The sequence below is a fragment of the Mesorhizobium sp. W050 genome (genome assembly GCF_054719535.1).
In genome coordinates this window covers 941,380-956,804 of record NZ_JBTTIH010000001.1, presented here as the reverse complement: position 1 = coordinate 956,804, position 15,425 = coordinate 941,380, and the positions used below count along the sequence as shown (strand labels likewise).

Sequence of the window (15,425 nt, the reverse complement as noted above, 5' to 3'; positions counted from 1 at the left end):
TCAGCCAGCCATCCTTTCGGGCAGATTCAGGATCGTAACCACGTCGCCAGTTGGTAGCTTGAATGATTGCTCGGTGATCTCGAACTCAGCTGCCGAGTGATGATCGAACCATGCGTCCGCGCCGATCTTCCGCGGGAAACCCTCTGTTCGAGCATCATTGCCGTACATCATTGTGAACGCGAACGAGCCCGAATCGAGGTCCTCGCGAGCAAACCAGCGACGCTGCATCGAGGGAGCCCGCGTGACCCAAGGCTTGCCGGATGCGCGGTGAGTGACGACCATGCTGCAAGGGAACTGATCGCTATCGATCATCCTGATTAAGGTTGCGGTCAGGCTCGCTGAGAAGAGCGCGGCTACGGCCCGCAGCGCATTGATGTCCAAGCGCTTGTGCAGGCGCACCGCAGGCTTGAAGAGATACCACGGCATGAGAAGATCGGCGGCGTATGCGTCGGCGGCCCGCTCTTTTGTCGCTTGTTCGTTCCTGTAGTTCCCGATATCAGCCGCGCGACACACGGCACACTGTCCGCGATGATGCGCCCAATGCCCAAGTTCGTGTCCGACCGAGAATCGCCGCCGCTCTGGAGGCGAGGCGGCGTTCACAGAGATGATCGCCTTGTCGTCAAGCCCGATGATGCGGGCCTCGCAATTAACCAAGGGACGAACCTTGATCTTGGCACCGACGTGCCACGCGATCGCTTCGAGATCAATATCTTTGGGCTCGTCGATGCCCAAAGACTGAAGCAGGCCTTCGGCTCTTGTTGGCCGTTTCATCATTTGCCGCTATTGTCGTCGCGATCGCGCTCAAGCTCGGCAATGTCTTCGAGCATACCATCATCGTCCTCATTGCCACCCTGACCAAAGCGGGCGGCGAGCGTCAGATTAGCGTCGTCATCATTGGCTCCGGTCCTCAGCGAGGTGAGCCGCCGCTTTGCGTGTCCCATTTCCGAGTCGGAAATAGGGGCGGACGCGAACACGTCCGAACGAACTGCCTGTCGTGCCGCTTCGAGCTTACGTTTGGCCAGCTGCGAGCGTCCGGCTGCAACCGCAGCGTCGAAGGCTCTGACTTCGGCTTCATCTACCGGCTCGTCATCCTTGCCATGCACGATCTCGTCGATCAGGAACTCGTGCAGGTGGCCGAGCCACTCTCTATCTTTCCCTGACATGCGGACCTTCCAATCTGCTTAGCGCTAGCGCGCTACCCTTGACAGCCTCTTACCGAGTTGTAGCATCTGCCTCCTGAAGCGCCTGCGAACCGTCGCCAGCGCAACTGTGTCCATTCCCATCCATTCGGCCAAGTCCTTTCCGATGAACGAGGCGGACATGCCCTCGAAAAGCAACTCGAACTCCGCATCGCCGGCGATGTCGGCAAGCAGCGCCTTCCGATATTCGTCTGGATCCATTCGATCGGTGACTTCGTCGGTATCGGCGATGGCCTTGTCGATCTTAATGCTCCCATGATCGGCGTCGTGTTCGACGACGCCATACTTGCCCTTTTCCTTCCCGGAACCCATGCGCCGGATCCGTGCGCGTTCCGTGACGAAGTGACGGTCGGAAGCCAAACTCTTGATCGTGCCCATCAGAACCGGAAACAGGTCGTTATTGTCGCTTAGGCGCGTACGGCGCCCGTCGCACATCCTCACGAAGGCCTCGTTGATCAGTTCGTGAGCGTCGGCAAGGCACGCCGCCGAACATTTGACGGCAAACTGATAAGCGTCCCGCTTTTGGACAGACGTCATCCGATCAAAGAACTCGCTTACCTCCTCTTCCGAGCAAGGTATGCGCTTAATGCCGATTTCGGCATCCATTCGACGTCTCCCACAACATCCCGTCGGCTCTCCTCATGAATGTTATGCGCGCACCAAAACGGATTCAGACAAAAAATAAAATTGTCTGAATTCCGAGGTCCCGCGCCTTTCTTTTAGAGCGCCCCCAAGCATTTCCGAAACCTTCGAATTCAGGAACATAACTATGACTACATTCGCATACCAGGGGAAGAACCCCTTTGAAGATCCGCTTGATCGCATCCTGGCGGAAATCGCCTTCAGCGTTCAGTTGCCGCCGTTCCTCCATGGCAAGGCCTGCCAGCGCTACAAGGCTGTGCGCGAGTACCTGGAAGGCACGACGTCGTTCCATGATCAGATCGAGCACTTCTATGTACAGGGATCGATGGCGATCGACGCGACTATCTCCACGCGCGGTACCGACGATGAATACGATATCGACATCGTAGCCCAGCTCGGCAGTCAATATCGTCACATGACGCCGCTCGGGATCCTCAAGGCGCTCGCCGCGGCCCTGAAGGACTATCCAGTTCAGAAGATCGTTCAGCAGACCCGCTGCATCACGCTGTTCTACGCCGACAACATGCATCTCGATGTGACGCCGGCGCTTCGCGACTACGGCACCACCGATCGCCAGTCGGCGATCACCCATGCGAAAGGGCCGCTGCCGTCGAATGACGACTGCATGGTACCGATGAACGCATACGGCCATGCGGAATGGTACATGGCGTCGACTCCGAACGAAGAGCGTGTGATCGAAGCCTTCAAGGACCGCTGGTCCGGCGACGATCGTATGAGGATCCGCGCGGACGCCGATGTCGACGAAGTTCCCGATCAGACGCAGTTCGTTGTGAAGAACATGGCAACCGTCGCACTGCAACTGCTGAAGCGCTATCGTAACGTTCGCTATGCAAACTACAGTGGCCGCATCCCGCCGTCGGTGATGCTGTCGTACTTTGCCGGCGCGGCGGCGCTTCCCGACATGAATCTCTCGGACATCTTGATCCGCATCTGCCGGTGGATCATCGGCGAGATCGAGCGGGCGACGATCAACCGTCAGAAGCTTCACGTCGTCAATCCGACCTACAGCGCCGACGTCTTCACCGACCGCTGGCCCGAGAACTTGGATCAGCAGAACCAGTTCGCCCGCTATCTCCACGATCTCGTGGCCGGCATCGAGCGCGCCAAGCGCGGCGAGTTGGACCCCGTCAAGCTTCGCAACTGGCTGCGCGAGATGTTTGGCGACCGCGTGGTGACGCGCGCGGCTGACAGAATGGCGGACGCCACCGGCGCTGGGATCGTGGCAGGGTCGCAGGTCTACAGCAAGAAGGGCAGCATTCTCCTGCCGGCTGCGGCCACGATCGTCACATCGGTGGCTCCGGTCGTCGCCAAGCCGCACACCTTCTTCGGAGATCCGGTTGATGAATAGTCGACCAATCTCGATCGAGGAGCAGGTCGCTTCAATGAAGCGTGACTGGCCCGGCTTTCGGGTCAGTCACCTTTCCCGCCGCGACAGGGCGGCTCGCTGGACCGGTGACCTGAAGCAATTCCAGATCCATCGGATCGAGATCCGTTACCGGGTGGACTATGCGCCCGAGGTGCGGGTTCTGTCTCCGGCTTTGATCAGGCTGCCGGAAAATCCGGAGGGCTCGCTTCCCCATGTCTATGACCGTGACAGCGACCCGAGACTCTGCCTCTACGACCCGCCTGCGGGTGAATGGGATGCAACCATGCACCTGTCCCAGACGATCGTCCCCTGGAGTGCCGATTGGCTCGCCTGCTACGAGTTGTGGCTCATGACCGGGCGCTGGACCGGCGGTGGGCGTCACCCGACCCCTCTTACAGCAGGAGTTGCACCATGACCTATCATCCGCCTCGCCGTTCAGACGGCACTCTTCAGCAAACGCGGAAAAGGGAGCCGTGGCCGGAAGGTCGGATCTTCCGCATCCTGTCAATCGATGGCGGCGGCATCAAGGGCGTCTTCGGCGCATCCTATCTCGCCGAGATTGAAAGGCACTTCCTGAACGGGCAGTCGATCGCCAATCATTTCGACATGATCACCGGCACCTCAACTGGCGGCATCATCGCGCTGGCACTCGCCGTAGGCATGACGGCTCGGCAGGCTGCCGCGATCTACACCGAGCGGGGATCTGTCATCTTTCCGAAGGGCAAAGGGATCTTCGATCTCCCACGGTGGTTGCAGCGTCCGAAGCACGACCAGAGCGTCCTGAAGGACGAACTTCTGAACGTGTTCGGCGAGCGTCTTCTGGATGATGCGACGACGCGTCTTGTGATTCCGAGCTTCGAGGGCCGTTACGGCGAGCCCTACATCTACAAGACCCCGCACCACCTCGATTACAAGAAGGATCGGCACGCGAAGGCAGCGTACGTGGCACTCCACACTTCAGCGGCTCCGGGATACTACCCGGGGGTCGAGAACGACGGCCACATAATGATCGACGGGGGCATCTGGGCGAACAACCCTGTCATGAACGCCGTGGTCGATGCGCTCGCCTGTTATGATCTTCCGCGAGAAAACATTCGCATTCTGTCCATCGGCACCGGTGACGAGGTCCTTGGGCTGGACGAAGGCGTTCGGAACGGTGGACTGTGGCGCTGGATCTTTCCCGGCCTGGGAAAGGCGCCGATGATCTTTCGCGCAGCGGCGAAGGCGCAGTCTCACAACGCCCTTGGCCAGGCCTACCTTCTCGTCGGCAAGCAGAATGTCATTCGCATCGATCCGCCAGAGTCGGAAAAGCCGATCGGTCTCGATGATGTCGAGCGCGCGGTAACGGAGCTGCCGCGTTTGGCCCGCTCGCACGCTGAAGCGACCGGGCACTATGTGAATCAGATGTTCCTAGGAGACATAGCGGACCGGTTCATAAAATGCGCGCTGTCATAGTTGCCAAACTGGCCGCTGCTGATCGACGACCGCTCTTGGGATCACCAAATGATCATTCGAACGTCTGGGATGAGACGCAAAGGTGCTCTCGGGGACCTGTCGAATAACCACGAGGGAGCGACATTCGACTGGACTTCATACGGCAAGGAAGCATTGCTGTTTCCGCGCAGCAGAAGAGCAGCGGATTAAGACCGAGCAGAATCTCCAGCCCGCCAGGACAGCGGGCTTCGGTCAGTACAAGCGCCGGAATGGTCCGGGCGGCTTCGAACTGACGGAGATTTGAAATGGCTATCCTCAATGACATGACGACCGATGCCGACGACGCCCAGTCCGGCGAAACGGCAACTAATCTCAACCAGAGCAGCTCGACCCGCAAGCCGCGCCAAAGGTCCGGTATGACCACCTCTGTGATGGCCAAGAAAGCTAAGGACGAGCCGCCAGCGGCGCCGACAAAAACCGACGTTGTCATTAAGAAGCTGAAGTCGGCCAAGGGCGTTACGATCCAAGCCATCGTGGAAGCGACGGGATGGCAGGCGCACTCGGTGCGGGGCTTCCTCTCCGGCACCGTCAAGAAGAAGCTCGGCCACGAAATCCTCAGCGAAACCGGCAAGGACGGACAACGACGATACCGCATCGCCGAGGCGAAGACCGCCGGTTGATCTCTATGCGCAAGCGACTTGATTTGGATGGTGAGATCGCCGAGGTCGGCGATCTCACGCGTGATGAACTCACAGCAGCTTGGACAAAGGCCTATGGCTGCCCGCCGCCCAAAGGGGTCAAACGTGGGCTGCTTGAACGGTCGGCCGCCTGGCATCTTCAAGCCAAGCGCTTGGGTGGTTTGACTTCGACCGTCAAGAAAACAGTCGCGACAGGCAACGCGCGGAGGACCAAAGTGAATGCTTTCCAACCGGGCAACACTAGGTCGGATCGCCAAGACGGAGTTCCGTCGCTCCGGCCCGCATCATCGGATCAGGCATCCGCCTCGCCGCCGCGATCGATTCCACCCAAGGCCGGCTCCCGCCTGATGCGGGAGTGGAATGGCCGGATGCACATCGTCGAAGTTGTCGACTACGGTTTCGTGCTTGATGGCAAGACCTACGGATCGCTGTCAGCTGTCGCTCGCCGTATCACCGGCGCCCATTGGTCTGGCCCGAGGTTCTTTGGGCTATGACAGCGACCCCTCGCCTCAACTGTGCGATCTACACTCGCAAGTCGACCGAAGAAGGATTGGAACAAGAATTCAATTCGCTGGATGCACAGCGCGAAGCTTGTACGGCCTTCATTGCTTCGCAGGTAGGTCTTGGCTGGAAGTTGGTGCCAGACCAATACGACGACGGCGGCATTTCGGGCGGCACGATGGAGCGCCCTGCCCTGAAGCGTCTCCTGCAGGACATCCGGGACAAAAAGATAGATGTGGTGGTCGTCTACAAGATCGACCGCCTCACCCGTTCGCTGATGGATTTCTCCAAGATCGTCGAGATCTTTGATGCCAGCTCCGTCTCGTTTGTCTCGGTGACCCAGCAGTTCAACACCACGACCTCGATGGGCAGGCTCACCCTCAACGTGCTTTTGTCCTTCGCTCAGTTCGAGCGAGAGGTCACAGCCGAGCGTATCCGGGACAAGATTGCTGCATCGAAGAAGAAAGGCATGTGGATGGGCGGCGTGGTGCCACTGGGCTATCGCGTCGAAAGCCGCAAGCTGGTGATTGACGAAACCGAGGCACAAACAGTCAGACACCTCTTCGCCCGCTATCTCACTCTGAAGTCGGTCCGGGACCTCGTTGATGAGGCGGCGAGCGAGGGACTCTCGACACGATCGCGACAGCGCAAAGACGGATCAGTTGCAGTCACCATGCCGTTTGGTCGCGGCAATCTTTATCACCTGCTTTCGAACCCGGTCTACGTCGGCAAGATCAGGCACAAGGGTCAGGTTTACGATGGAGAGCATAAGCCGATCGTCACGTCGGCCACGTTCGAAGAGGCCCAGGCGCTGCTCGCCTCGCAGGCGCCGCCGCGGCGAAGCGATTCCAATGTCACGCAACCGCATCTGCTCTCCGGTCTGCTCTTTGATGAAGCGGGCGAGAAATTGCGATCGGTTCACGCCAACAAGCAAGGTGTCCGCTACCGCTACTATGTCTCGAAGCAATTCGTCGACCGGCGGCGAAACGGGTCCGAGGGTTGGCGTCTTCCCGCTCAGGCCGTTGAGTCAGTTGTTGAGCATCGCCTGAATCGTATTCTCAGCGATCATGCCCAACTGTCCGATTGGATTCGGCAATCGGTCGACGCTGGCGAAATCGGGGCGGCGATCCGGCGAGCCGAAGTGATGCGGACGTGCTGGGCATCGGCCACTGCGAACGCAAAGCGATCCCTGCTCCAAAAGATCGTTCGCAAGATCACCCTCAAGCCGGGATCACTGACCATCGAACTGGATTGCCGCTCGCTATCGGAATTGCTTCTCGACCGGATTCTGCCGCACAGCGATGGGGCGCAATTGACTTCCATCGAATGTCCAATCGGTATGAGGCGGCGCGGCGTCGAAACACGCATCGTGCTTACAGATGGATCTAGAAGCAGCCGAGAACCCGATGGCGCCTTGATCGACCTTCTGCGTCGAGCCCACTTGTACCTAGATCAGCTTACGGACGGAGCCAACCGCAGCCTCACCGATGTTGCCATGCTCAACGGCACAGATACATCTGAGGTAAGCCGCCTGCTGCCCTTCGCTTTCCTTGCCCCGAAAATTGCGGCTAGCATCGTTGCAGGTGATCAACCTGTCGAACTAACGGCGCACAGGCTCTCGCGCGCCTCTGACCTGCCCCACGCTTGGATCAGCCAGGCTGCGCTCCTGGGCTTCTAGCACCATCGAGCAAGCATCAAGCCAAAGCCTAAACCATCGCTCTGCCAAACACTTGGCTACGGAATTCACCCGACTGAGACGGATCACCAAAAATCAGGTGTTTTGCGCGCTCACCCCGGCGTCTCAGCCAAGTGTTGCGGACAACCCGCCGCTAACCTACGGAAATGTCGACGCTATCCTGAGACGGATGAAAAACCCGGAAATCGGGCGGACTGAATGGTGGTGGTGGCAGTCTGGAGCGAACCCGTCTCTGTCTGATCTTCCCTGTTTCGCCCCGAAAAACAGCGAATTTTGGCGATTTTGGGCGCCCGAGCCATTTTCGGCCTAGAATCCCGGCGCAGTTTCAACGCCTTGGCATAAAATTCCCTATTCAGCCTAACAGAGAAATGGACGCGGCCTATCAGGGAACGCAGCGGCTTTAGAGGCCAGGAATGCGCGTCCCCTGTTCGCCTTTGAGCGGGCTTACGAATTGGTTCGTCACGCCGCCATGGAAAAAAAGCCGAGTGCAGCACACCTTCACCGCCAAGAATTGTATGACCTCGTTTGGTCGACGCCCATCGTCACGCTCGCTGAGCGGTTCAATATTTCGGATCCAGGACGAGCGAAGAGTGAAACGTCCCCACACCCGGTCGCTGGACTAGTGGCAGCGCTGAGATCTGCAAATCCAGACCAACACGGCGAGGTCTCAGTTCCGGGTGTAAGCGTTTATGAGCGGACTGAAAATCCGCGTGTCGGTGGTTCGAATCCGCCTCTGGGCACCATCTCTTTATGCTGATAAATCAATTGGCTGGAACAACTCCTGGCAACTTGAATAGGCCGTTACGTGTCGCGCCATGTTGCAACTGGGTTGCATTGATTTTCAACGGTTTCCTGTGACAAGCGGCTAGTCGACGCGACATAGAATGCAACATGATCCACACGTCTCGGCCCGGAGGCACCGGTCTTGAAATTCGGTTGCTGCCATCCCTGCCCTTCCCTTTTGGTACTGCGAAATCCTTGTCTGTAACGGCGTTGAGCCGCTCCCAAATATCGCTCCTGCTACGCTGTCCCGGTGCATACCGTAGCGTTGCGTTGCAAAAACCGTAGCAGTGTGTTCGCAACCTGATCTGTCTCGAACTCCTAGTCTTTCTAGGCAAGATCGCGCAATAAAAAAGGCGCCAGACGGCGAGGCATTCGGCTGCGGGCCGCCCCTGCGCGACGTCGGACCGACCTCGCGCCGAATGAGTGTGGTTGCGCGCTTCGGGCCGGAGTCGAATAATCAGAGACAGGCTGAGAATGCTGTGGCTCAACAACAGCTAGGGCAACCGTGGAATGATTGGACTTTACGACGTATGGCCGGCGCTCCGTCTCCCGATGACGCGGCAAGCCTCAGCAAGTGGCGGGCGGCTCGACGTCGGAGAAATCAGTCCCCTAGGCGCCGCAAAGCATGAGTGACGTAGGGCGGTGGGAGTCCTGGCTTTCTAAGGCGCCGACTCACCTTCAGCCACACGAGCCTTCACCGCCGAGCGCTTACCCGCGAGCCGGCCGCCTCGACCTCCACCCGAACGGATGCAGGCTCAATTCGATGCAGCGACTGGGCGTCGTGAGTGCCCGCCCCTACGGCGGCGACGTGGTCGACGATGATGTAGGACCCACCAGGCCTCAGCCGATCGTAGACGTCTCGATTGAAGTCGGCCGCGGGCGCGACTTTCTTCTGAATTATCGCGGTGTGGAAATCGAGAGGCCACATCCGTCACGGTCAAGGGGCGTCTATACCCTGTCAGGCGAGCAGCCGATGAAAGGCGGTAAGCTAAAGAGGCGCGGGCTTGAAGCGGTTGTGGCATGCGACCCGGGTTGCAGCGTGCTACGACCAGCAGGATCCCCGACCGCAAGTGCGACGCGGCTCTATGCGGCCGCTGTTCAGCGGGCACTGCGGTCTCACCCGTGGAAGCATTGAGGCTTCTCAACCAGTCGTCGAACAAGGTTCCGCTTTTAGTTTAGCCCGCTTCCTGGCCGCAATCACCACGAAGTCGCTTCCGATCGTACCGGCAGCCATGAGTGCATCCTCGATTTTAAACAGCATGTCGAGAACCAGCATGGAGGACGCATCGTCTTCGCGGAAGTTTCCGGCGATGCCACTCAGCAGAAATTGCAGGATTGTCCCGCCGCACGCATTTATTGCGAGGATATCGAAATTGTCGGCTATAGCGGGAACGATGTCCTGCGACCGAATAGCTTCCGACGGATCGACACGCCGAACCTCGGCTGGATCCGGTATGGGTGCTTGAGTCGCCACTTGACCAAGGCTCGCGGGGATAAAACTCCGTCGATATTGGTGCGGGATCAAATGGAACGCGTGTGAGATCGCCTCCCGTTGGGCAGGCGGAAAGCCGAAATGGTTCGCTCCGACATACTCGTTGACGAACAGCAGACCACCCGGCTTGAGGCTATTGTGGACACGTTCGAGCACGCGCTCAAGCGCTTGGATATGGTGAAGTGATCCGTTGAACCAAGCGGCATCATACACTCCCTGCTCTAGGCCCGCCGTTTCGATATCCGCACAGCGATAGTGGATGCCGGCGAATCCTTCTTCAGTTGCTGCCCGAATAGCGCCCTCGATTGCCGCTGGCGCGATATCGAACGCATCGCACATTATACTGGCGTCAATTCGCATGAGGTGCCGCTCAAGGTCGCCGTAACCGCAGCCGATGCTAAGCATGCGAAGGTCGTGACCTTGCGGGGCGAATGACCCAAGGCAATACTCTACCCACGACCCATAATTCCCGCCGGCGCAAGCGCGACGCTGGTGACGCGCCATGACGGCTGGGACAGCAAGCCAATAAACATTCGACGAGAACTCGTCAGATCCGCTGCTTATATCAGACCAGCGCTCCGCGACGCGCGCTTTGTCGTCGTCAGTCATCGCAACTTCTATCGGCATGCGTGGCTTTCTCCGTCCTGCTCTGAACTGGCTCACAGCGTCTAAACTAGGCAGTAGGCCCATTTTTGACTTTAACGATCTGTCCGACGTAGCGTGTTTCCACTGACAATTGCGTTCAACGGGTATCTTAGCGTATCTCCTTCATTGGGGAACACTGGCGTGGCCAGCGTGAGATCATGCCACCGCAGGGCGCGTCTACAAAACAGCTTTCAGGAGCTTCTAATGTCGTCGCGTAGAGAGGCAGGACAGAAGCCACCCGCCCCACTGAATAGCGAAACCTATTGGTCGCGCCGCTTCGAGACCGACTGGATTGTCAACCGCGGCCGGGAGCAGTCGGTTTTCTTTGGCCGGATCATTCTCGACAATCTGCCGGAATGGTTGACCCGATCGCTGCGTGACGAGCGCTGGACGCTCTGCGATTGGGGTTGCGCTCTAGGCGACGGCACTGATCTCCTGGCCCAAGTATTTCCCGGTCCAGTCACCGGTATCGATTTCGCGGAACCCGCGATTACCTCCGCGCGTGCGACATTTAGCAAGCCGCATTTTCTGCAAATCGACGTCTTGCGCGAGCTTTTCAATGAACGTTTCGATGTGGTCGTCTCGTCCAACACGCTTGAGCATTTCGATGATCCCGTGGCTGTCCTCGAGCGTCTCGGCGAAATGGCAACCGAGGCTCTTGTGATCCTCGTCCCCTTCCGAGAATATTTGAGGTTGGACGAGCACAAAAGTACGTTCGAACCCTCGAACATCCCGGCAACGCTGGCAGGGGGCGGACTAGTGCTGGCTGCCTCGAAAGTTATCGACGCTCGAGCGATGGATCCGACGTACTGGGCGGGCGAGCAAATCCTTCTCGTTTATGCCCGAACGCAACGTCTCGCCGAGCGTGAATACCGCCTCAGTGACCTCGCGTTCGAGCATTGCCAGTCCGCCCCTATCGCGAGTAGGCAGCTCGTAATGGAGGATGAGGCGCGGGCCAGGAACTTCATCGACGAACGCGCGCGCTGGAACGCCGAGGTCGCCAGGCTGGCTAGGGAACTCAGCGACGTCACGATCAAACACGCGGAATCCGAAGTGGTTCATTCGGCGACGAAGCGTCGAATCGCCGAATTGTCGGAGGAAGTCCAGGCGGCGAACACACGAGGGCTTGAGACCGAGCGTATCCGCACGGCGCTCGCTGATGAGCTCGCACAGCTCAGCGACTCACTATCGGCTGAACGGCATGCCACCAATGCCGAACGGGTCAAAGTCGCCGAGCTTCTCGCGGCTGCCAACCTGGCTGCCCTTGATCACTCACGGCAGATCCAGGCGCTACATGAGGAGTTTCGGGTCGGTCGCGAACCCGTAAAGGACACCAGCGAGTTCCTTGCCGGCCGTTCGCCAATCGCAAGACACGGCGAGGTGCGGAGCAATTCCGCCAAAGACGAGGAGATCGCAACGCTGCGAACCCTCCTTCAGGCGCGCGACGACGGTATCGCCTGGCTGCAGGGCGAGATCCAAGTCCTAGCCGGCGAGTACGAGCGGCGACGTACCAGCTTCCGCATTCTCTTGGCTGACCTGATCATCCTGATCCGGCGTAGATGGCCCTGGCTCCGGGGCATCGGAAAGGTCCTCCTTCCGCGTCGTCTACGTTTCAGGATACTATCCCGGGCGAATTCCTCGCCACTCCTGACGCTCGTAAATCGCGCCGGTGGTCAACCGCGGGCCGTCATGGCTCCAAGTGTTGCCAGGGCTGGGACACCGGGCGCGCCCCCGCCAGGAGCGGAGCACGCCGGCCTCCTAGACATAGTATGCTTCGCCAACATCGCTTGGTCAGCGCGTTACCAGCGTCCTCAGCAGCTAATGTCGAACCTCGCTGCCCGCGGCTACCGCGTGTTCTATATCGTACCCTCGCGCACGCCTCCATCGGGCCGGGATTACGACCTCATGGAGGTTGCGAACGGCGTGTTCGAGGTCTCATTGCGAGCCGACGGAGTGCAGGATTTCTACAGCAAATCTATGAGCCGTGAGAACCAGGCCACCTTTGGGGAAGCGATGTCGGCACTCGCGCGCGATCTCAGGATTAAAACGGCGATCACTGTCGTCCACCTCACATACTGGACACCGCTCGCACTCGCGTTGCGGACGTCCCGCGGCTGGCACGTGCAGTACGATTGCATGGACGAGTGGGACAATTTCCCGAACATTGGCCGCGACCTTCTCCGTGAGGAGGAGGCGCTTGTTCGTGAAGCCGACCTCGTGACGGTCACAGCGGCCCTGCTACAGGATAAGTGGCAAGTCAAGGCGCGCCGTTGCGTCCTTGTTCGCAATGGGGTGGACTACGCGTTTTTCCAAGAGCGGTGCGTTCATAACGATCTCTTGGCAAGCATGAAGGCCCCGATCATCGGCTACTATGGTGCGCTCGCCGAATGGCTCGATTTCGAGCTAATCGCTGCTGTGGCCCGCCAGCGTCCCGACTGGTCCTTCGTTTTGATCGGCGATGATTTCTCCACGGACCTGGCCGGCCTCGACAGCCTGCCAAACGTGCATCTGCTTGGACTTCGTCCGTACAGTGAGATGCCTCGATACCTCTATTGGTTCGACGCATGTTTGATTCCGTTCCGGGTCTACAACGTCACGCATGCCGTCGACCCGGTGAAGTTCTACGAATACATGAGCGCCGGAAAGCCTGTAATCGCGACGCCGACCGCTGAACTCCAAGTCTACAAGGACTATCTCTCATTCGCGGCCACTCCTGATGAGACAGTGCAGGCCATAGAAGCCGCGCTTGCCCATAGCGACCAGGCGCTGTCCCGTCGCCGACGGGAACTGGCAAAAGCTAATGACTGGTCCGAACGGGTGGACGCCACGCTAACGGCTCTTCGTCACGGCTTTCCAGTGGTGTCGATCATTGTTGTTACTTACAACAACATCGATCTCACTAAGGCCTGCATCGACAGCTTGATCCGGAATACCACTTACCCGAATTACGAGATCATCGTGGTCGACAACGCGTCGGAAGACGGAACGCAGTCCTACCTTAGACAACTATCCGGCTTGGAGATGCCCGTCAGGATCGAGCTCAATCGGGATAACCGCGGGTTCGCTGCCGCAAACAATCAAGGCCTGCGTATAGCGACTGGCGACGTACTCGTTCTTCTGAATAACGACACCCTCGTGCCGAAGGGATGGCTCGACCCCCTCATTCGTCACCTCCAAGACCCATCTGTCGGCCTTGTCGGTCCTGTCACCAACGAGATCGGCAACGAAGCGAAAATCCCGGTGGACTATCTAGACACGGAAGGCATGGAGGCGTTTGCTGATAAGAATGCGGCTCGTCACGCCGGTCAATCCTTCGACATTCCAATGTTAGCGATGTTCTGCGTCGCGATGCGTCGTGACACGATGGAGCTTGTGGGACCACTCGACGAGGCATTCGGGTTGGGGCTGTTCGAGGACGATGATTATTCGCGCCGCATTCATGAAAAGGGCTTGCGCACAATCTGTGCGGAAGACGCCTTCGTTCATCATATTGGTGGCGCAAGCTTCACCAAGCTCCCGCAGGCGGAATACGCCGAACTCTGGCAGCGCAATCAAGCCCACTTCGAAAGTAAGTGGGGCGGGTGGACGCCTCACCGCCACCGTGATGTATGAGCCAACTTGCCGAAGGGATGACGGCGATTCCGCGCGACGACGCGTCGACAATCATGCGTGCGAGCACCCCGGCTGCGGTGAGGATGGAGGCTTGGGCTTCGCCCGACCGAGGCAACTATCGCACTGGTTCTGCCTGAAGCACCGCGACGAGGGCGAGCGATACCTATAGGCGCATCAATATCGCTATTTCATACGGTGACCAAGCGTGGAATGTGGCAACTTCACCGCAGGCACATGTGAGCTTGCGCACGTAGAGTTGGTTCATTAGAGAGGTCTCAAAGACAAGGGACCACCACATGACTGACGAAGACAACCATGCTGTCGAACTGGCGGAACTTACAGCGGACGTCGTTTCCGCATACGTAGCCAATAACCCACTACCGGTTGCCAACTTGCCCGACCTGATTGCATCTGTGCACGCTTCATTGTCAGGTTTGAGCAGCCAGATCGCACCGGCTGCGAAAGAGCTTGTGCCTGCGGCAAATCCAAAAAAGTCTGTGTTCCCGGATTACATCATCAGCCTGGAAGACGGCCGGAAATTCCAGTCTATGAAACGCCACCTTGGCCTACTTGGCATGACTCCCGACGAATACCGGGAGAAGTGGGGCTTGTCTCACGATTACCCCATGGTCGCGCCGAACTACGCCGCGAAGCGATCGGCCCTTGCGAAGGCGTCTGGTCTAGGTCGAAAGGCCGCGCCTGTTAAGGTGTCTGCCAAGCGCAAGGCGAAGGCTTGAATCACGCGCCTAACGACGTTCAAAGAAAGGCCCGCTGCCGGCTTAGTGAGAGCCACGGCAGCGGGCTAAAGCTGGGAACGGCTTGAGGGGACACTCTTAGCCGTCAGCTTCCAACACCCTGCGCATATGTCCATGAGTGTTGCCTTAACTAGCTGTCGAACATTTTAAGTCATTCCGCGATTATGCCATTGCTCATCCGACTACTCGCCAATGCTCATCTATCGGCGTCGTCCCCACCCATCCCCCGCCAAATGGCGCCGGCCATTCCTTGCAAACATCATCGGCGACGGACCAGTGTGGGTTAGTTGGCTCCGGCATGAGGTGCCGGTTCCTCGGTCGAGATTGCGTCGACTGTCAGGCCCAGGGGCTCGATTGAGCCGTCCGCATGCTCGATAGTAATTTTGACCGGCCCCTCATCGATGTCGCCGAATTGCGAAGCAAACGTGATCTCAGACTGCATCGCGACCGACACCGATGCGAACGAAACCGTCCAGATTGGCCTGCCTAGTGCCGTCGAAAAGCCACCAGCGGCCACCCAGGTAGGCTTCGAACACGGCGTGGAAGTCACGAGGTTCGACCCCATAGGCGTAGCAGTCTGA

Annotated in this window: 12 protein-coding genes and 2 pseudogenes; 8 read left to right on the top strand and 6 right to left on the bottom strand. The window is 58.7% G+C overall.

The window, feature by feature from the left end; all coding sequences use genetic code 11:
* The 3 genes from ACYG9Y_RS04645 to ACYG9Y_RS04635 are packed head-to-tail and all read right to left on the bottom strand — an operon-like array spanning position 1 to position 1,805.
* Positions 1-774 carry an ImmA/IrrE family metallo-endopeptidase gene (locus ACYG9Y_RS04645; RefSeq protein ID WP_023740270.1) on the bottom strand — a complete coding sequence of 258 codons (774 nt, stop codon included), beginning with the start codon at positions 772-774 and terminating at the stop codon, positions 1-3.
* The gene (locus tag ACYG9Y_RS04640) at positions 771-1,163 is read right to left on the bottom strand and encodes a hypothetical protein (RefSeq protein ID WP_023727435.1); all 393 of its coding nucleotides are present in this window, start codon (positions 1,161-1,163) and stop codon (positions 771-773) included. Before ACYG9Y_RS04640 ends, ACYG9Y_RS04645 begins: the two co-directional genes overlap by 4 nt.
* Positions 1,164-1,187: 24 nt before the next feature.
* On the bottom strand, positions 1,188-1,805 hold the full coding sequence (locus ACYG9Y_RS04635) for a hypothetical protein (protein ID WP_023740269.1): 618 nt from the start codon (positions 1,803-1,805) through the stop codon (positions 1,188-1,190).
* 163 nt (positions 1,806-1,968) lie between these two features.
* Here ACYG9Y_RS04635 and ACYG9Y_RS04630 point away from each other — a divergent pair, with 163 nt between their 5' ends.
* The 6 genes from ACYG9Y_RS04630 to ACYG9Y_RS04605 all read left to right on the top strand — a co-directional run bounded on the left by ACYG9Y_RS04630 (position 1,969) and on the right by ACYG9Y_RS04605 (position 7,539).
* The gene (locus tag ACYG9Y_RS04630; RefSeq protein ID WP_023727438.1) at positions 1,969-3,210 is read left to right on the top strand and encodes a nucleotidyltransferase domain-containing protein; all 1,242 of its coding nucleotides are present in this window, start codon (positions 1,969-1,971) and stop codon (positions 3,208-3,210) included.
* Positions 3,203-3,643, top strand: coding sequence for a hypothetical protein (locus ACYG9Y_RS04625; RefSeq protein WP_023740268.1), 441 nt, complete (start codon positions 3,203-3,205; stop codon positions 3,641-3,643). The genes ACYG9Y_RS04630 and ACYG9Y_RS04625 overlap by 8 nt, the downstream gene beginning before the upstream one ends.
* Positions 3,640-4,683, top strand: a complete 1,044-nt coding sequence (locus ACYG9Y_RS04620; protein WP_023740267.1) for a CBASS cGAMP-activated phospholipase — start codon at positions 3,640-3,642, stop codon at positions 4,681-4,683. Before ACYG9Y_RS04625 ends, ACYG9Y_RS04620 begins: the two co-directional genes overlap by 4 nt.
* A 302-nt stretch (positions 4,684-4,985) precedes the next feature.
* Positions 4,986-5,342 carry a DUF3489 domain-containing protein gene (locus ACYG9Y_RS04615; RefSeq protein WP_084014406.1) on the top strand — a complete coding sequence of 119 codons (357 nt, stop codon included), beginning with the start codon at positions 4,986-4,988 and terminating at the stop codon, positions 5,340-5,342.
* Between the two features lie 5 nt (positions 5,343-5,347).
* The gene (locus ACYG9Y_RS04610) at positions 5,348-5,854 is read left to right on the top strand and encodes a DUF2924 domain-containing protein (protein ID WP_023727441.1); all 507 of its coding nucleotides are present in this window, start codon (positions 5,348-5,350) and stop codon (positions 5,852-5,854) included.
* Positions 5,851-7,539 carry a recombinase family protein gene (locus ACYG9Y_RS04605; protein WP_031259175.1) on the top strand — a complete coding sequence of 563 codons (1,689 nt, stop codon included), beginning with the start codon at positions 5,851-5,853 and terminating at the stop codon, positions 7,537-7,539. The genes ACYG9Y_RS04610 and ACYG9Y_RS04605 overlap by 4 nt, the downstream gene beginning before the upstream one ends.
* A 1,519-nt stretch (positions 7,540-9,058) precedes the next feature.
* On the opposite strand, the pseudogene ACYG9Y_RS04600 reads toward ACYG9Y_RS04605, so the two are convergent.
* Together ACYG9Y_RS04600 and ACYG9Y_RS04595 are read right to left on the bottom strand one after the other, a co-directional pair.
* Positions 9,059-9,256, bottom strand: a pseudogene (locus tag ACYG9Y_RS04600) (class I SAM-dependent methyltransferase); the annotation flags it as partial.
* Between the two features lie 225 nt (positions 9,257-9,481).
* Positions 9,482-10,441 (bottom strand): class I SAM-dependent methyltransferase, encoded by a 960-nt coding sequence (locus tag ACYG9Y_RS04595; RefSeq protein WP_031259173.1) that lies wholly within the window; start codon positions 10,439-10,441, stop codon positions 9,482-9,484.
* Positions 10,442-10,681: 240 nt separating this feature from the next.
* Between ACYG9Y_RS04595 and ACYG9Y_RS04590 the strand changes: the two genes are divergently transcribed.
* On the top strand, positions 10,682-14,089 hold the full coding sequence (locus ACYG9Y_RS04590) for a glycosyltransferase (RefSeq protein WP_023740263.1): 3,408 nt from the start codon (positions 10,682-10,684) through the stop codon (positions 14,087-14,089).
* Positions 14,090-14,385: 296 nt separating this feature from the next.
* Positions 14,386-14,826: a Ros/MucR family transcriptional regulator gene (locus ACYG9Y_RS04585; RefSeq protein WP_023740262.1), complete on the top strand. Its 441-nt coding sequence runs from the start codon at positions 14,386-14,388 to the stop codon at positions 14,824-14,826.
* 301 nt (positions 14,827-15,127) lie between these two features.
* Here the strand turns inward: ACYG9Y_RS04585 and ACYG9Y_RS04580 are convergent.
* Positions 15,128-15,419 (bottom strand): annotated as a pseudogene (locus ACYG9Y_RS04580) (transglutaminase family protein); the annotation flags it as partial.
* Positions 15,420-15,425: the final 6 nt, after the last annotated feature.

Coding starts and splice junctions, on each gene's coding strand:
- ACYG9Y_RS04645 (WP_023740270.1), bottom strand. CDS start 774: ATGATGAAACGGCCAACAAGAGCCGAAGGCCTGCTTCAGTCTTTGGGC.
- ACYG9Y_RS04640 (WP_023727435.1), bottom strand. CDS start 1,163: ATGTCAGGGAAAGATAGAGAGTGGCTCGGCCACCTGCACGAGTTCCTG.
- ACYG9Y_RS04635 (WP_023740269.1), bottom strand. CDS start 1,805: ATGGATGCCGAAATCGGCATTAAGCGCATACCTTGCTCGGAAGAGGAG.
- ACYG9Y_RS04630 (WP_023727438.1), top strand. CDS start 1,969: ATGACTACATTCGCATACCAGGGGAAGAACCCCTTTGAAGATCCGCTT.
- ACYG9Y_RS04625 (WP_023740268.1), top strand. CDS start 3,203: ATGAATAGTCGACCAATCTCGATCGAGGAGCAGGTCGCTTCAATGAAG.
- ACYG9Y_RS04620 (WP_023740267.1), top strand. CDS start 3,640: ATGACCTATCATCCGCCTCGCCGTTCAGACGGCACTCTTCAGCAAACG.
- ACYG9Y_RS04615 (WP_084014406.1), top strand. CDS start 4,986: ATGACGACCGATGCCGACGACGCCCAGTCCGGCGAAACGGCAACTAAT.
- ACYG9Y_RS04610 (WP_023727441.1), top strand. CDS start 5,348: ATGCGCAAGCGACTTGATTTGGATGGTGAGATCGCCGAGGTCGGCGAT.
- ACYG9Y_RS04605 (WP_031259175.1), top strand. CDS start 5,851: ATGACAGCGACCCCTCGCCTCAACTGTGCGATCTACACTCGCAAGTCG.
- ACYG9Y_RS04595 (WP_031259173.1), bottom strand. CDS start 10,441: ATGACTGACGACGACAAAGCGCGCGTCGCGGAGCGCTGGTCTGATATA.
- ACYG9Y_RS04590 (WP_023740263.1), top strand. CDS start 10,682: ATGTCGTCGCGTAGAGAGGCAGGACAGAAGCCACCCGCCCCACTGAAT.
- ACYG9Y_RS04585 (WP_023740262.1), top strand. CDS start 14,386: ATGACTGACGAAGACAACCATGCTGTCGAACTGGCGGAACTTACAGCG.